General features: G+C 44.4%; 20 protein-coding genes. All 20 read right to left on the bottom strand.

Annotation, left to right across the window (positions count from 1 at the left end; translation table 11 throughout):
- Positions 1–66: 66 nt before the first annotated feature.
- The 20 genes from G9371_RS14380 to G9371_RS14285 all read right to left on the bottom strand — a co-directional run bounded on the left by G9371_RS14380 (position 67) and on the right by G9371_RS14285 (position 14,315).
- A complete protein-coding gene (locus G9371_RS14380; RefSeq protein ID WP_000002670.1) occupies positions 67–612 on the bottom strand; it encodes a hypothetical protein in 546 nt (181 codons plus the stop codon).
- An 84-nt stretch (positions 613–696) separates the two neighbouring features.
- The gene (locus G9371_RS14375) at positions 697–1,194 is read right to left on the bottom strand and encodes an HK97 gp10 family phage protein (RefSeq protein ID WP_000101578.1); all 498 of its coding nucleotides are present in this window, start codon (positions 1,192–1,194) and stop codon (positions 697–699) included.
- Entirely contained in the window at positions 1,194–1,580 is a 387-nt protein-coding gene (locus tag G9371_RS14370) for a minor capsid protein (RefSeq protein ID WP_001068664.1), read from the bottom strand. Before G9371_RS14370 ends, G9371_RS14375 begins: the two co-directional genes overlap by 1 nt.
- Positions 1,577–1,927: a hypothetical protein gene (locus tag G9371_RS14365; RefSeq protein WP_000494965.1), complete on the bottom strand. Its 351-nt coding sequence runs from the start codon at positions 1,925–1,927 to the stop codon at positions 1,577–1,579. Before G9371_RS14365 ends, G9371_RS14370 begins: the two co-directional genes overlap by 4 nt.
- Positions 1,914–2,552, bottom strand: coding sequence for a hypothetical protein (locus G9371_RS14360; RefSeq protein ID WP_000371159.1), 639 nt, complete (start codon positions 2,550–2,552; stop codon positions 1,914–1,916). Before G9371_RS14360 ends, G9371_RS14365 begins: the two co-directional genes overlap by 14 nt.
- 58 nt (positions 2,553–2,610) lie before the next feature.
- Positions 2,611–3,381: a hypothetical protein gene (locus G9371_RS14355; RefSeq protein ID WP_001110365.1), complete on the bottom strand. Its 771-nt coding sequence runs from the start codon at positions 3,379–3,381 to the stop codon at positions 2,611–2,613.
- Positions 3,382–3,387: 6 nt separating this feature from the next.
- On the bottom strand, positions 3,388–3,882 hold the full coding sequence (locus tag G9371_RS14350; protein WP_000769019.1) for a hypothetical protein: 495 nt from the start codon (positions 3,880–3,882) through the stop codon (positions 3,388–3,390).
- A gap of 138 nt (positions 3,883–4,020) precedes the next feature.
- Complete coding sequence (locus G9371_RS14345; protein ID WP_001130341.1) at positions 4,021–4,923, bottom strand: major capsid protein; 903 nt, start codon at positions 4,921–4,923, stop codon at positions 4,021–4,023.
- A gap of 135 nt (positions 4,924–5,058) precedes the next feature.
- Positions 5,059–5,937 carry a DUF6651 domain-containing protein gene (locus tag G9371_RS14340; RefSeq protein WP_001131896.1) on the bottom strand — a complete coding sequence of 293 codons (879 nt, stop codon included), beginning with the start codon at positions 5,935–5,937 and terminating at the stop codon, positions 5,059–5,061.
- 43 nt (positions 5,938–5,980) lie between these two features.
- Complete coding sequence (locus G9371_RS14335) at positions 5,981–7,651, bottom strand: phage portal protein (protein WP_000206081.1); 1,671 nt, start codon at positions 7,649–7,651, stop codon at positions 5,981–5,983.
- Positions 7,652–7,696: 45 nt separating this feature from the next.
- Positions 7,697–8,941, bottom strand: a complete 1,245-nt coding sequence (locus G9371_RS14330; RefSeq protein WP_000764108.1) for a phage terminase large subunit — start codon at positions 8,939–8,941, stop codon at positions 7,697–7,699.
- A 9-nt stretch (positions 8,942–8,950) separates the two neighbouring features.
- On the bottom strand, positions 8,951–9,556 hold the full coding sequence (locus tag G9371_RS14325; protein ID WP_000134192.1) for a hypothetical protein: 606 nt from the start codon (positions 9,554–9,556) through the stop codon (positions 8,951–8,953).
- Positions 9,557–9,708: 152 nt separating this feature from the next.
- Positions 9,709–10,110 carry a hypothetical protein gene (locus G9371_RS14320; RefSeq protein ID WP_000084570.1) on the bottom strand — a complete coding sequence of 134 codons (402 nt, stop codon included), beginning with the start codon at positions 10,108–10,110 and terminating at the stop codon, positions 9,709–9,711.
- A gap of 111 nt (positions 10,111–10,221) precedes the next feature.
- Entirely contained in the window at positions 10,222–10,710 is a 489-nt protein-coding gene (locus G9371_RS14315) for a hypothetical protein (RefSeq protein WP_001228682.1), read from the bottom strand.
- Entirely contained in the window at positions 10,685–11,008 is a 324-nt protein-coding gene (locus tag G9371_RS14310; RefSeq protein WP_001175928.1) for a hypothetical protein, read from the bottom strand. Before G9371_RS14310 ends, G9371_RS14315 begins: the two co-directional genes overlap by 26 nt.
- Positions 10,999–11,952 (bottom strand): hypothetical protein, encoded by a 954-nt coding sequence (locus tag G9371_RS14305; RefSeq protein WP_000416809.1) that lies wholly within the window; start codon positions 11,950–11,952, stop codon positions 10,999–11,001. The genes G9371_RS14310 and G9371_RS14305 overlap by 10 nt, the downstream gene beginning before the upstream one ends.
- Positions 11,953–11,990: 38 nt before the next feature.
- Positions 11,991–12,413: a thioredoxin family protein gene (locus tag G9371_RS14300; protein ID WP_000184979.1), complete on the bottom strand. Its 423-nt coding sequence runs from the start codon at positions 12,411–12,413 to the stop codon at positions 11,991–11,993.
- On the bottom strand, positions 12,410–13,066 hold the full coding sequence (locus G9371_RS14295; protein ID WP_000312034.1) for an ATP-binding cassette domain-containing protein: 657 nt from the start codon (positions 13,064–13,066) through the stop codon (positions 12,410–12,412). Before G9371_RS14295 ends, G9371_RS14300 begins: the two co-directional genes overlap by 4 nt.
- Positions 13,066–13,716: a ParB/Srx family N-terminal domain-containing protein gene (locus tag G9371_RS14290; RefSeq protein WP_001292430.1), complete on the bottom strand. Its 651-nt coding sequence runs from the start codon at positions 13,714–13,716 to the stop codon at positions 13,066–13,068. The genes G9371_RS14295 and G9371_RS14290 overlap by 1 nt, the downstream gene beginning before the upstream one ends.
- Positions 13,713–14,315 (bottom strand): hypothetical protein, encoded by a 603-nt coding sequence (locus G9371_RS14285; RefSeq protein WP_000131110.1) that lies wholly within the window; start codon positions 14,313–14,315, stop codon positions 13,713–13,715. Before G9371_RS14285 ends, G9371_RS14290 begins: the two co-directional genes overlap by 4 nt.
- Positions 14,316–14,343: the final 28 nt, after the last annotated feature.

Here is a 14,343-nt window from a genome sequence, read left to right as displayed (position 1 = left end):
GCAGCCTCACGGGTATGAGGCTGCATAAATATATTAGTAAGTGCTTACTAATATATTGTGAGAAAATTAAGCTTTAGCTGCTGGTGGTGTAACTGTGCCGACCTGATAAAGCACTTCATCATTGCCTTCAATGACTGGGTAGCCTTTGAAGTTACAGTTGAAGATTCGTTCTTCATCAAGCTTATAAGCAAAGGTCATGGCACCCGGAGTTGCCGCTTTAGGAACGCGTACTGCATCGTTGTAGTTCAATGAGCCGTTTACGCCTTTAGGAACCAATACCAACTCGTCAGCGAAATCAAGCAAGTTCACGCCAACGCCTGTAGGTACAATGGCTTTTGAAGTTCCGGCTGTTGAATCTGTTACCAGTTTTGCACCCGGCATAGTGGCAACAAGGTTATCTAACGTGGTTTCAGCCAAAGGAACGGCTACGGTAATGGTACGACCCATTACATATTCAGAAATTGGGGTATTACCGTATTGGTCTACTTGAACTTCGTGGGTTTCAGTTTCTACCGTCACTTCAACGCCACCTTTGGTGAAGCCAAGATCAACACCGCCAAAGAAGACTTTACATACACCAAGCTTAACGTTTGAGGTATCGTTGTTAGCCATACATTACTCCAATACTATTAATAAGCGCTTACTAATAATTGCATTGCCAAGAATACCATAATGTTTGGAATTTAAACACTTTCACTAGAACAAAGTTTTAATAAACTCGTCCGCTCTGTGCTGCAAAAGTTTGGTAATTTGCACTTCGTATTTGACTCTGGCCCGTTCCATGAATCGACCGCCCGCAACTTCGCCAAGTAGTGCGCTATTCATCACGGAATATTCGGAAGGCTGGAACTCTCCTCCAGTACGACCGACGCTCATGTGCTCGTGTACAAAGAAGAAATACTTTGCAACCGTTGCTCCGCGACTCGGCTGATTCAAATTAACGTAAACGGTATGCTGACCCAAGCCTCCCTTAAAGAACTGTCCTAGCTTGTTACGTTCATAACCGACCCGACGATATTTGATCGATTCGCGTAATCCACCATATTCAATGGGTGCCATAGCCTTGGCAGTATCGCGCATCTGTTTGGCAATACTGCCTAGCTCGGAATCCAGAACATTTGGCATTTCACTTAACTTGGTGAGTTTCTTGCGAAGCTCATTGAGTCCTGTGGTCTGAAGGTTCTTTCGGGCCATTAGGTAATCTCGCTAAAGGCAATCTTGAAGTCTGATGCCAGTTCGAGAGTGTTCCCTTCTGAGATCGGATATTCGATTGGCTCATTGTCCGGATAACATTGTTTAATGTGCATACCTTCAACAAAATGGTTATCCAGTGTAAGAAGCTTGAATACCTTCTTCATCAATTTATAACCCGTCTCATAATTGGTGGTCCTTACAATGACCTTGAATTCGGTGTTGTAATGACCCTTTAACTCATGATCAATTTTGGTTCCGTTGATTGGATTCCTTAGCAGGATTCCGTTTGTTACGGAAATTGGCATCATGTTGATAAACAGGTTTTGCCCTAAAGTGGCGACCCCTGCATCATTGAGCATTTGAGCGATAGGAATTAGTGGATTCATTCGTTATCACTCCAGTAGGTACATGCCGCTTCGGTGTGATCATGCTTGCCGCGAATATCAAACCGTTTATGGACTGATTTCACCACATACATGTCCCCACCAAACTCAATGATTGAGTCAATGGTTGCCGTGGTTTTGGGTTCAAGCAAAATGACCAGATCTGCAACCACTTCCCTTGCGTTGCCGCGCGAAGCAGACGAGTCCGCACGAACTGAGGTCTTGTTGCTTTGCTGAATCATCTTGACGATGGCGCAACGTTCCTTTCGTCTTAGCCCAAATTTGGCTAAACCGAAGTGATCATAGCCATTCCTTGCCCGAACGAAGCAGAACTGATTAGGTGTGAACATCTGTGTAGCCTACAGGTAAGTCATATCCATTCGGATGGAAGTGATGTCTTACGTCTTTTAAAGCCACATAACCTGCCTGCCCTTGAATGGACACAGGCTTATCAATGTCAGGTACAGCAATCAGGTCAATGCCAGATTCATGCAATGCCTTAATCTGGTGATCTACAAGTGATTGATAAATGAAATCCCGAACGATGGTTTTTACAAGACTAGATGGCTCTCTCCATTTACGCCCTGCACTATCTGTTGCGGTAATTTCCAGTTCAGCCATTTTCTTTTGTACTAACAAGCCCATTGCGCCGTGAGCATTATTCTTTCCAAGCAGTTCAATCGCCTTGTTTTGGATTCCTGTAGAAATTGCGCGGTTCGCTTGGCGCAACATATCAATGGAAATAGATACAAGTTGATTTTTGACATGTTCAAGTTCGAACATGTTGTAAGCCACCTCTTGAGCGTCCAAATTTGATGCAATCTGCTCAAGAGTGTTGCCAGCAGCTTCAAGGAATAAATAATGTGCGTTAGCCACAAAATTCTTGGCGTTTTCAATCTGATACTGCGAAGGCGTATAGCCTGCGCGCCTTGTAGTGAAAAAAGCGCCATTTATTGCCATAACATAATTATCCATGAGACTCGTGAATCTCATTGAGAAATAATCCAACAAATAGCGCTTTTGTTCGTCCATTTTAAACCCTCGCAATAACCTTGCTTGTCGATACAAAGCCACTCAAATATCTTAGAGTTGCCTTGCTAACCGCTAACCTGAGTTGTCGCCCACCGATATAGCTCTCATGGGTTTCGCCAATGGTTTTGGATTTAAGGCCCTGTGCAAGAGCTAATTCGATGGGATCACCACCGCCAAGAATTGCATTCGCTTCCGCAACTTGCGCCTTTCTCAAGGCAGCCTTAAATTGCTCTGATAGCTTCTGGTAGGCGGATGGTGTCGTGGCTCGTAAATTGACACTTGGAATATTGAGCGTGCAAATCCGCTGTCTCGCCTCAATCAAAGCCGCTACCTTACGAACTTCGCCTTCTGTGAGGAAAACTTCCGTTTCCGGCATCGTCAATGCTGTCAGCTTTGCCTGATTTAATGTCTGAAAACTGTTTAAACCTACAATCAACCGTTCTCTTGGTGAAATGAGGTAGCTGACGTCAAACGCATAGGTATTCCCATCCCGATTGATTAGATCAAATTGGAGAATACGCAAATGATCGATCTCAATTGAGTCCATGTCCTCAACCTTGATTTCCATAGGGTTGAGAGCGGGAATCTGGTTATATTCAGCCTCTACAGTTACCTTGGTTTGGGTGACATCGAATTCGGCCTTTGGCTTAATCTCTACACCGTTTTGATCGACAATACGGTAGCTTCCTTGGGTCACTTCAAGGGGATTTCCGTCGTCATCGACAAAGTTGATAGGAAGAGATACTGACGTTCCGGCAAGGTAGTAATTCATCAGGTATTATTCCTGTGCATTCATGATGGCTTTGATTAATGTGGCAATTGAATTGCCTTTGACATTAAATTCGGCTGCAATCTCGCGTAATCCCGCAATGCCACTTTCATCAGCAATCTTTTCCAAAGCTTCCTGAGTGTATTTAGGTTCCGCTTTCTTGGCTGTACTTTCCTGCTTTTCTACCCCAGTCGTTAAACTGGCAACCTGATCGGAATGCTGCTGAACCTGATCTGCATTTAAGTGAGCATGACCAGTAATCGAGTGCAGCAATTCAAGTCCCGACTGTTGGCGAATATCAGGTGCGGGAGTCATAAGGTTCTGTGTATGAATTGCACCTAAATTCGCGGGATCGCCGTTTTCCCATACTGCGCCAATGGTACTTGCAATGCGAATTGCATCATTAGGCATCACGTCATATTTCGATAAGCCATTTTCAAAAAATACCACGCCCATTTGACCTGTATAATTTTCGAATCCAGCTCCGGTTAATTTTAATTTCATGCTTAATCCAACCTGCCATTTTAGTTAAATAATAAGTTATAACTAATATTTAAACAATCAATATAAATAATGCTTTCAATAAAAAAGAGACTATTTCTAGTCTCTTTTTTATCAATAAGTGCTAACTAATATTTATAGTTAAATATTAGTCACGCCACGAATTGCTGCAATTGAGCGAGTGGATTTAAGAGCTAAACCACAGTACCACTTGATACGTGTACGAGTAGCATCTTTGTTTTGCACTGTACCGATGTCTTCAACAACGATACCTGCATTTCCACCACCATAAAGGCCGTGTAAACCGTCAACTTCATTTAAGCGTACAGCATAAATCGAAGTGGTTTTTGAGTTCGTGCCTTTCACTTCATCGCCGGCAATCCAATCATTCATGATGATAGGAATACCGTTGTGAGTAAGCATTGGGCGACCAAAGTTAGATAACTGTTGCATTACGGCATCAGTACCATAGGTTGCACGAAGCAATGCACGGTAGGCACGGATCGTACCACGACGCATTACGATCACGTCTGCGCCATTCGGCACAGCGTCACACAATTCGTCCAACATGGTAAGAGTTAATGGATTGCCGTCAGCACCAGCGTCAACGATTTGAGTAGAGGTTACAAGCTTGTCAAAGCCGTCAAACTCTTTCGCGTTAGTTTTCGAATCACCACGAGCCAAAGTACGGTGGAATTCGCGAGCAACACCTTTGGCCTTTTGCTTGATTTGAATCGCCTTTTGAGCGTTCGTATCACCCATTGTAGAGTCTAAGAATTTATCAACATCAACGTCACCAGCTAAGATGCGTAAATGCGCTGTCACTTCGTCGAATGTTGAGCCTTCTTCTTCGATCACTTCATTAGGATCAAGCCAGTTGGCACCACCAAGGGTTTTTTCACGGTTGTAAACATATGCCTTACCATTTACTTGTGTAAAAGGCAAAATGGCAAAAAGGTCATCGCGGTCAATGATTTCTTCAACAACGCCTTGAACAAGTTGGTTGTTCGAGAGTTTTTCCGCTTCTTCGCGCAATAAAGGCATTAATAATGCTCCATTTACTGATTAGCTTTCTTCGGACGAACTAACTCTCTCTAGCGCCGATGGTTACTGGTCAAATATTAGCAAACGCCTATTTGATTATCAATAAGCGCTTACTAATAATTTTTAGTGAAAATATTAACTTTCACCCCTTAAGCCAGCCATGATTTTTTCCAAGGAAGTCTTAGGTTGCTCTTTCTGCAAACCTTTATTTTCTTGCTTGGTTTTTGAGCCAGCTCCAGGATTAACTTTAGAGCGGATCAAGGTGTCTCGCTCTGGATCTGCTTCGATGATTTTTTGCATCGCTTTGTCGAAAGATAACGGATTGCCATAACTGTCAACCAATGCAGTACGATTTGCAGCGCCGCGAGGTTTGTCATAGCCAATCACTTCTCCATTTTCGATTTCAAAGTGTGCGCCATATAAAGCACGCGCCTTATTTGGGGTTAAGGTCAATTCCTCTGCAATGTATGCGGAACGTGAGAAGTTAGAGCCGATAGTTAATTCATTGATCTGGCTATCCTTGCTTCCCAACTGTTGTTGTAAGTCTTTAATTTGTTGTTGCAGACGATTAACTTCTGCCTGATGCTGTTGGGCCATACTTTGCTTAACGCGCTCGTATTCCCCTTTTTCTTCCAGCTCACGAGTTTCTTTTTCTTTTTGAGCGGCAATTGCCTTACGTGCCAATTCTGGATCAATGTCTGCAAACTGGCGTTTGAATTCGTCAAATTCTTGAAGAAGCTTCTTTTCACGATCCTTGCGTTTCATTACTTCCTTGATTAATTCAGCTTCTTTGTCGGTAAGCTTGTTTTTACCACCATTAGGCTGTTTGTCTTTTTGCTCATCGGCATCATCTTTATCTTTTTCCGAATCAGCCTCTTTGCCCTGATCGTCATCGTCAGTAACATCGTCATTGTTACCGCCGCCCTCACCGCCACCGCCGAGGTCATTTCCCTCGCCGTCTGCTGGGTTTCGTAAAACGCCGCCGTTAATAAGTAATTGCATCCATAAAGGCATAATGTGTCTCCGCTGTTCTCTTAGCTAAAATCTCGCTGTTCTCTTAGCTTGTTGATTCTGTCACTTGCCCTTGGCGAGTTTTTTTGTTCGCCTTTGTTGAGCTATTGGACGATGGTTTGGTTGGTGTGCCGGAAGAGGAGCGTGTAATGTTACGCTTTAGATTCCCCTCTCCCGTCGTATCGGTAGTTCTGTTGGTCAACTCTTCCAAAGGGTCTGTCGGCCAGTTCTTTAGGTCGCGTAGCATTTCGTCTTTCAACGCCTTGCTTAATTGAGGAAAGAGCTTTTCAACAATGGACTCCATTTGATGTCTGCGAATGGTTTCTGGTGCATCAATCAGCATCAGGCGTGCAGCAATATCAAATTCGTCGTATAAGCCGCGTGTATCGAAGTTATCTGGATATGAAACTAAAGGAGTGCTGTCTTCCTTCAATTTGACCCCATGACGTTTGCAAACCAGATCAACGATTTTGTTTTCAATCGCTTCAAGGCTATCTGCCTTCGCTGCTAACAATGCGTTTACCCGTTCAAAGTCATAGGCTTTAGCTACACCAGAACTATTGTCGATACCTACGGCGTTATCCTGTTTGGTTCTTTCGCCGGCCAACCCAACGGTGTGATAGATTTCGTTAATGATTTTGGTGACCACTTGAATGATCAGGTCAGCCTGCTTTACATCAGGCGATAGGTAGTAAGGTTTTGCGCCATCAGACCCATCATAGGTAAAGAGACGTTTGGTGCCCATTTCAATGAGCTTTTTCTCGCTTTCATCGCCCGGCAGCATGCCTTGTACTGGCATGGCTAACTGGCTGAAGGTTTGGTCCTGAATGATGGCGTCAAGGTTTGATAGATAATTGGCAACCGCCCTGTCCAGATAGGCGATGTCATCGATCAGGGATGGTGCAGAATATTCTTCGTCTGAAATGATGTTGTCAGCCAGAATGATTGGGACTTCACCAATGGTATTGCTACCTCGATCAATCTCTTTAATCGTAATCTTGCCGTTCTGATCATCATTCTGCTTTTCGAACAGTTTCCATTCCGTTTTCGTCCATAAGCGGAAGCGGTGAATCGCCTTGCCTGTTGAATTTAGTGGATCCTCATCATCGCGAACCACTTCATGAATCAGCATCCAGTTTAATTTGCCGTGATCATCAAACGAATAATCCAGCATTTGAAGCGGAGTGATGATGTAGGCGTAAGCAGATAGCCCAGCTTCCTTTTCTTCCCGTTTGTTTAAGGGTCTTTGATCTTCTGGTACCGCATCCATATCAATAACTACCCCAATACGACCGTAAATTGAGGTTTTCTTACTGATCTGGCGAACGAAATCATTAATCGTCAAGCCGCTCTTGGTGCAGTTTTTCCAAAACTTCACCACGTCGGCAGGAGCATCTACCTTATTGCGGGTGATTTCCTGCTTGAATAAATATTTATTAATTAAATCTACAACTTCGCGGGTATGGTTGAAACGATAAGCGCGTGAGATACGATCCTTGAATTCGGCATCACCCTCTTTGATGTATTTGAAGATATGATGATTAAACCATTCTCTGCCACCGCTATAGGTGTCATCCATAAACATCCAGTGTTTGGACATGGCTTCATATAGTGGATGACGACGTGATACTAAACGTACAAGAGGGTCATTCGCTTCTTCTGAGGAAGCGGTCGAACTTATTGCATGTCGGTCGTATGAGGATAGTTCGGTTGTCATCTTATCGCCTTCAAAATATTAGTAAGCGCTTACTAATAATATAGGTTAAATTGAAACGCCTTTAATTTCAATCTTACGAAGTGGGAATTGGTGTTCGATTGCATATCCAATGGCGTCGGCACTGTGTTCTACACCACCTGATTTATCAACATCACGTCCACCTGGTTTGTAGATGGTCTGTTCAAATGAATTGATCAAATGCTTACATTTTTCATCAACCCTTAATGCAACTGTTCCATCCGCAGTTCTCAACATGCGGTTAACTGCATTTACCCTGTCGGCAATTGCAGGGTGCTTTCTTCTGTAAAGAATTTTCTTAAATCCCTTCTCGCGCATGATGTCCAAGTCGGACTCACCACGAGCATGTTGGCGTTGACCGCCAGCAGGATCGGGGAAAATGACAATCTGTTTCATATACCGCCAGTATTTCCGTTCAATCTCTTCACAAATCTCTTCCGTGTTAGAGCCAAACTGGACAATCTCATCAACCACCCAAACTTCGCCATTTGGTTGCGGCTGCATGATGACGGTACTCATTGGGTCGATGTTAAAGTCCATGCCGATCCAGATTGGCAGTTTTGGATCAAAAGGATATTTCCCGACATGTTCCTTACGATCAAACGGGTAATAAACACGTCCAGACATGGTTTCGAAGGAAGCCAAAAATTCCTGCTTGAATGATTTCTCATCCATATCGGCTCTAGCCGCTTCAATTTCCGATTCAGGAATAAATGGAGATGTAATGGTTGGGAACTGCCATGACTGCCATTGGCCAGCTTTGACCTTTTTCGGGTCTTGTCCCTGCATATAGACGGTATATAACTGGTTATATGCTTTAGGTGTGCCGATAAAGATGGCATGACCACCTGTAGAGGCAAGGGTAGGACGCAAACATTGTGTCCATGCCTCTTCGCTAATGTCTTGGAATTCGTCCAATACCAAGAAATCGATACCCACACCACGCAAAGAGTCTGGGTCATCAGCGCCTTTAAGTTCAATCAGGGTGCCATTAACAAGTTCAATAGATAGACTTGAATGGTTAATCTTAACTACCCACTTCCTAGGAATGGCTTCAATCAAATCCTTCCACATGATTTGTTTTGCCATTCGGTAAGTTGGCGCTACGTACCAGATTCTTTGTCTTGGCTTTCTACTTTTACTGATAATCAGAGTACGCGAAAGGCTGGTCTTACCCCATCGGCGACCAGCAACCACTACGCGAAATCGAGCATTTGAAAGATAGACTTCCATTTGCTTTGGATGCAATGAAAGCCGAACCTTATCTGCCATCTAAAACCATCATTCCCCTGAATCATTTGATGGCTCTAACATGTCCTCATCTTCAAAGTCGTAATTACCATTGTTGAAATCACGCTCTTTCAATTGTTGAACCTGATCGGCCGTCAATTCTTCAATTACCAATTCCGGAAGTTGAGTAGCATCTACAGCATCAGGCTTATCCAAACCTAAAACGGCGTACCGTTCTTGGCGGATCTTTGCCAAAACATTCGAAGCGATTTCTAGTGCTTTTAAATTTTGTTGAATCGCCGCATAAGCACCGCCCTTTGCCTTGGCAGTGACAATTTCATTCCAAGTCAGGCGAGCTAGACCCGTCGCCATCTTGTAATGTTCTTCTTTGGTTTCCTTAATTCTTTGGCTATGTACGGTCCCTTCTGACAAAATATCTTCGGCGACCTGTTTGGAGATACGCTCGGAATGTTCCTTGGCCTTCTCCCCTTTCGTGATTTTCCGCTTCTTCATGTGAAGGGAAACGGAAGTTGCGCTTACCCCGACTTTCTTGGCTAAGTCCTCTAGGGTCACATCACCAGAAGCCCATAACGCCTCTGCTTCTGCCCAAGCACTTGCTGAAGGGTATCTGCGTTTGTTGGCTGTTTCTTCAGTCATGCAATCACCTAAAAAAAAGGCGCGTACCAGCTACTAAATGATATGCGCCCTCTAAAAAGTCAGACACGCACCATTTCAAACATGTCCGATGGCCTCTAGGATAAGCAAAATAAAACCAAAAGTAAATAATAAGCGCTTATTAATAATTTTATTTAAGAGTAATAAGCAAGCGCATACCAAAGCACGCAAGCTAGTGCTGTATTTTCACTTTCAAATGGTCTGGTTACGTAAAATTCAGAGCCAAGAATAAAGACTGCAACAAACTTGTCTTGAAGCTGTTCGGCTTTCTCTAAAGCTTTTTTAGAGCGTCTTTTGGAGGATTCATGGCTGGCTGGAAGGATGAGTGGATGTAAGTTTAATTTGTATAACTCCCTGAAAGTTATATTCTTATCCTCGCAATAGTCCGGACAGTGTGTATAGCCATCTTCCTTCCTGATTGCGAACTCTCCACAGATCGCCGTGTCATGGCCCAATAAAATATCAATTTCAGAATTTCCGACGATGCCTGGCTCAAAATCTTCGCCGATAAGAAAGATTTCCTGTACTTGGGACATTTGGGAGTTCCGCAGTTTTCCGAATATATTAATAATACAATAAAGTAAGCACTTATTAATAATATATTATTCGAAGAGTTGCGGAAAACCCAAATTACCCAAATGTCGGAATTAAACAAGGTCGGGCTGTTTTTTATGTTTAATGGCTTTACTCTCGGTATGGGCTTTATTGATTTCCACTAACTTGCGGTATTCAGTCAGGACGTTTCCAAAAATCTCATCAATGGTATAAGCCTCAAATTCACGCGAAGGCTCGTGTTCATGTAGGCTTTCCGCGAATTCCTGCCATATGTGAACACACTCATGGCAAAGCACGGTTAGTACCTCATTTTCGTCAGCGTCAAACATCCTCGGATAATAGATCGCGGCAATCAACTCGCCCGAATTGTTGGCGGCATAGAAAGTGATGGCTTTAAAATGGGACTGAAAATGCTCTTTAGCAATCTCGTAAAGCGCATGATGGCTTTCATCTTCCATAGCCAAGAATTGTTTTGGGTCTTGGACCAAAACATACCATAAGCGATTGTACGGAGTGCGGAACCAACTTGGCGAGGTTTTCTTAACGCTTTTTACCTTAGAAGATTTTTTCAATTTCCTCATCCTCATTTTCTACAAGTACCTGCCGTAGCGAAGGTACATAGGCGTTTAGTATTTCCTCGCCCAATGGCTTGATGCTGACGACCGTAAATCTACGCCCGTTTCTCACCACGTTTTGCCCGCTCTTCTCAATCAGGCCTCTTTTAATCAGAAAATTTAGGCTGCATGTAATGGCTTGTCGGGTGCAGGTGTAACTCACGGCGTCATGAAGCTGTTCGATTGAGAGCAAAGAACCGTCTGGATTTTTATCGCGAATCTTTGTCAGTAATTCGATCTGTTTTGGGGTTAGACCTAATTGCATTCGAATAAAAGCCCTCTTGATTTAATGAGTTCAACATTTAGGGGTTCGTCTGGTTTCTGACAGTCAAATGCCAAAATTGATACCCGTTTGGGAATCTCGTGCTCAGGATGTTTGGCTTTGTAGATCAAGTCAGGATTGGTATAGACCCCATATAACGGAGACGCAAAAACCAGTTGTTGAATGTTCTTTAGCAGCTTTTCGACAGGCATGCTCTCTACACGGCTAAAACCATTCAGCCGGTTATTGCCGGATTTTTCCAAAGAGCTGTATTGGTAATAGAACTTCCGCATTTCAGCGATGATCTTCTTTTTGATAGGTTCGGGTTTGGAGCTCAGCTCCTCCAGAATCCCCACAACATCTGTCGGATGCTTGGTTTCAAACCATTTCACAAAGAAGTCCACACCGCGTTGATAATTGGTCGCCTGCTTAGGCGGGGTGAACTTGATGCCTGCCCTTTCCGCGAATGGATTGAATTTCGACATCGAGCTTTGGAACTCGGTATGTTTTCTATCCACCATGCGCATCATTAAATTTTGGGCACGATACGCAATCCCGCAACCACGGTAGATGGTGTCCAGTACAAGTCGGCTATTGGTGCAGACATTTTCGTTTAGCCATTCAGCCCGACTTTTATTGATCAGGCGGGTATCCTTGCCGTTGACGTTTGGACGTAGATATTTGAACAAGTCATTACGACCCGAAAGCAACATTTTGGGAACAGCCAGAATCCCGACACCAATGGTCTTGCCATGCAGGGTTACTTTCCAGAACCTTGAACCGATCGGCAGCGTTTCTGCCTTGTAGTGCAATTCGTGCAGAAGGTCCCAGTCACTCTTGTCACCCGGCTCCACAATGATGTCCTTGAGCAATGACAGGTTGTGGTTTTGCTTAGGTGATTTACGAGTAACGAGAATATCTGGTGTATCGAGTAAAACCTTTTCCATACCTTTCTCAATCAAGTAAGGGCGTTAAACGCCCTTTGTTAAATCACTTCCCAAGCTTTCAAGACATCGAGTAGCGGTCGAACACCACTGTATCCCGATAAACGACCTACCTCTTTGCCATCTTCCTTGCAGATCAGGGTAGGCACTTGCGTTACGCCCGCTTCTTCAAACTGCTGTTTGATTTCAGGTTCGATATTGTTTGGATCAATGGTCAGCACATGGTATTCGGTTGCGCGACCTAGCATTTGTTTTTCCAGAATCGGCTTGATGGTCTTGCAAGGTGAGCAGACGGTTGAAGAATATAGGGTTAATGTGCGCTTGGTTTGCGCTGGTTCGCTCTCAGAACGCTCCACAACTTCTGCTTGAACGATTTGCTCTGCAACAGTTTCGGATGCTTCTGACGCGAATTCATGAGCATCTACAGTGTCTTTAGTTACAACTTTTTTTGATCGATTAGTCATACTTGTTTAAATCCTTCAGGTGCTTTGGTGATTACCACTTTTTCGCGGTATCGCTTATCAATGAAGAGGCTTGGGTTGAGGTCTTCAACCATGTCGTCATGCGTTGTGGCAACCAGTACGGTTGTTCCGAGTTTTCGGGCAATTTTCTGAATGTTGTACGCAACAACTTTGGCAACAGTTCGATCAAGAACGGCAAGAAATTCATCTGCAATCCAGACGTCCGCCTTGCTCTCAATCAGTTTTGCCAGTTTGAAGCGATAACGTTGGCCGTCCGAGAGGGCATCAAACTTGTTTAGCCAGATATAGGCATCAGTGATGCCGGCAATGGTGAGTACATCCAGAGCGTCTTTTAGTGTTTCGCCAATCTGGTCGACGATTGGACGGTCATCATGCTCAATGGCATTCAGGTCAGCGACTTTTAAGCCGCTTTGTTCCATTTGTTCCGCCAGCTTCCGTAGCAGGGTCGATTTACCGCCACCAGACTGACCAGTGATGTAAACGATGTCTCCCTGCTCGATTTCAATTGGCGTGTTATCGAAAACCACAAATTCCTTCGCATCTAAGCCCAACCCGAACGACTCGGCAATTTCCAGTACACGTTCGGTACGCTCAACTGACGTTTTGTATCGGACATCGATGTTATAAACAGCCATTAAGCGCTCTCCACCAATTTGCTGATATACGTTACGAAAGCGTCCTTCCCTTCTAGTCCAGTTGCATCTTCTGCAATGGCCATAAAGTAGTGAATGGAACGTGATTCTTTGCCCGATACTTCGCTGAACCCTAAAACCTTGTCGATTCGGATAGGTTTTTCGTTCGATTCCGATACTGCATTTGCCGTATGGCGCTGTTGCTCGGCTACCGCGCTGTCCAGATCATCAACAATCACATCGACGTTCATTTCGGAGAGGTCGGCTTGCATGAACTCCAGCTCCTTGCTGTCGAAGATGTCCTCAAGGAACTCGATGTTGATGGATTGCAGCTCCAGCTTGAGCAGGTCGGCATCAATGTCACCAATGGCAACTCGGTTATCGGCCAAGCGTGCAGCTTTCACCTGTTCTTCATTCAAGTCATCGCGGACCAGAACAGGTACTTCGATTAAACCTAACTTGATGGCTGCAAGACGGCGACCATGCCCCTTGATGATTACGCCATTTTTATCTACCACAATGGGTTGATCCCAACCGAAGCGGGCAATCGACTCGGCAATCTTGGCGACTTGTTCTTCACTGTGGATTTTGGCGTTGAGTTCGTAAGGCTTTACATCGTCAACAATCCACATTTGGATTTTTAGTTCGCTCATTCGGCCACCCGCGTATCGGTTTGCTCAATCAACTGCTTGTTGATCTGGTAGAACTTTTCGCGTTGCCGATCCCTGACGGTAGTTAATTCCCAAGGGAGCGCTACCCATCCGAAGCCACCTTCAGGTTCGATATAGAGACGACCTTCTACGTTGGCTTCTGCAATCTGCAATTCTGTTAGGTCGCATGTTGAAACGATGCGGTATCCATTGCAGAACTTCTTCAAAAACTTCAAGGCGCCGTCATCTACTTCGGGAACCGCCCCTTCATGTTCCTGTTCAGGCGTGTTGAAAGTGATAACTTCCTGAAACTCGCTCTCGAAATAGTCTGGCTTGAGGATGACCACCGTTCCATCTAGGTTTTTAGCGATGTAATCACCTGCCTCGGCTGTACCAATGCCGGGAATGACAAGGGAAAAGTCTTCATCAGTATTTCCCCCTACTCTGGCTACTGTTTTCATTTGGGTTGAGCAGTGAACCCCAAGCCAGAGTTCAATTTCGGAGCCGTTGTTTCCATTAAACTGGATTGCTTCAAGGTCTACAGGGTATTGGCCACCCCGTCGGTACATTCGAACCTGCCCTTTTTGAGATAAATCGGTCATTAGCCATCCCATCCTTCATATGGTTTCA

This window comes from Acinetobacter sp. EKM10A (assembly GCF_011075215.1).
In the GTDB taxonomy this organism is placed as follows: domain Bacteria; phylum Pseudomonadota; class Gammaproteobacteria; order Pseudomonadales; family Moraxellaceae; genus Acinetobacter; species Acinetobacter baumannii.
The sequence above is the reverse complement of the archived record's forward strand: the minus strand, read 5'-3'. Positions and strand labels throughout refer to the sequence as shown.

What these genes read in the sequence shown, in the direction of transcription:
- G9371_RS14330 (WP_000764108.1), bottom strand. Translation starts at nt 8,941, where the DNA reads ATGGCAGATAAGGTTCGGCTTTCATTGCATCCAAAGCAAATGGAAGTC.
- G9371_RS14360 (WP_000371159.1), bottom strand. Translation starts at nt 2,552, where the DNA reads ATGGATAATTATGTTATGGCAATAAATGGCGCTTTTTTCACTACAAGG.
- G9371_RS14370 (WP_001068664.1), bottom strand. Translation starts at nt 1,580, where the DNA reads ATGAATCCACTAATTCCTATCGCTCAAATGCTCAATGATGCAGGGGTC.
- G9371_RS14365 (WP_000494965.1), bottom strand. Translation starts at nt 1,927, where the DNA reads ATGTTCACACCTAATCAGTTCTGCTTCGTTCGGGCAAGGAATGGCTAT.
- G9371_RS14375 (WP_000101578.1), bottom strand. Translation starts at nt 1,194, where the DNA reads ATGGCCCGAAAGAACCTTCAGACCACAGGACTCAATGAGCTTCGCAAG.
- G9371_RS14355 (WP_001110365.1), bottom strand. Translation starts at nt 3,381, where the DNA reads ATGAATTACTACCTTGCCGGAACGTCAGTATCTCTTCCTATCAACTTT.
- G9371_RS14335 (WP_000206081.1), bottom strand. Translation starts at nt 7,651, where the DNA reads ATGACAACCGAACTATCCTCATACGACCGACATGCAATAAGTTCGACC.
- G9371_RS14350 (WP_000769019.1), bottom strand. Translation starts at nt 3,882, where the DNA reads ATGAAATTAAAATTAACCGGAGCTGGATTCGAAAATTATACAGGTCAA.
- G9371_RS14305 (WP_000416809.1), bottom strand. Translation starts at nt 11,952, where the DNA reads ATGGAAAAGGTTTTACTCGATACACCAGATATTCTCGTTACTCGTAAA.
- G9371_RS14295 (WP_000312034.1), bottom strand. Translation starts at nt 13,066, where the DNA reads ATGGCTGTTTATAACATCGATGTCCGATACAAAACGTCAGTTGAGCGT.
- G9371_RS14290 (WP_001292430.1), bottom strand. Translation starts at nt 13,716, where the DNA reads ATGAGCGAACTAAAAATCCAAATGTGGATTGTTGACGATGTAAAGCCT.
- G9371_RS14380 (WP_000002670.1), bottom strand. Translation starts at nt 612, where the DNA reads ATGGCTAACAACGATACCTCAAACGTTAAGCTTGGTGTATGTAAAGTC.
- G9371_RS14325 (WP_000134192.1), bottom strand. Translation starts at nt 9,556, where the DNA reads ATGACTGAAGAAACAGCCAACAAACGCAGATACCCTTCAGCAAGTGCT.
- G9371_RS14320 (WP_000084570.1), bottom strand. Translation starts at nt 10,110, where the DNA reads ATGTCCCAAGTACAGGAAATCTTTCTTATCGGCGAAGATTTTGAGCCA.
- G9371_RS14315 (WP_001228682.1), bottom strand. Translation starts at nt 10,710, where the DNA reads ATGAGGAAATTGAAAAAATCTTCTAAGGTAAAAAGCGTTAAGAAAACC.
- G9371_RS14300 (WP_000184979.1), bottom strand. Translation starts at nt 12,413, where the DNA reads ATGACTAATCGATCAAAAAAAGTTGTAACTAAAGACACTGTAGATGCT.
- G9371_RS14310 (WP_001175928.1), bottom strand. Translation starts at nt 11,008, where the DNA reads ATGCAATTAGGTCTAACCCCAAAACAGATCGAATTACTGACAAAGATT.
- G9371_RS14285 (WP_000131110.1), bottom strand. Translation starts at nt 14,315, where the DNA reads ATGACCGATTTATCTCAAAAAGGGCAGGTTCGAATGTACCGACGGGGT.
- G9371_RS14345 (WP_001130341.1), bottom strand. Translation starts at nt 4,923, where the DNA reads ATGCCTTTATTGCGCGAAGAAGCGGAAAAACTCTCGAACAACCAACTT.
- G9371_RS14340 (WP_001131896.1), bottom strand. Translation starts at nt 5,937, where the DNA reads ATGCCTTTATGGATGCAATTACTTATTAACGGCGGCGTTTTACGAAAC.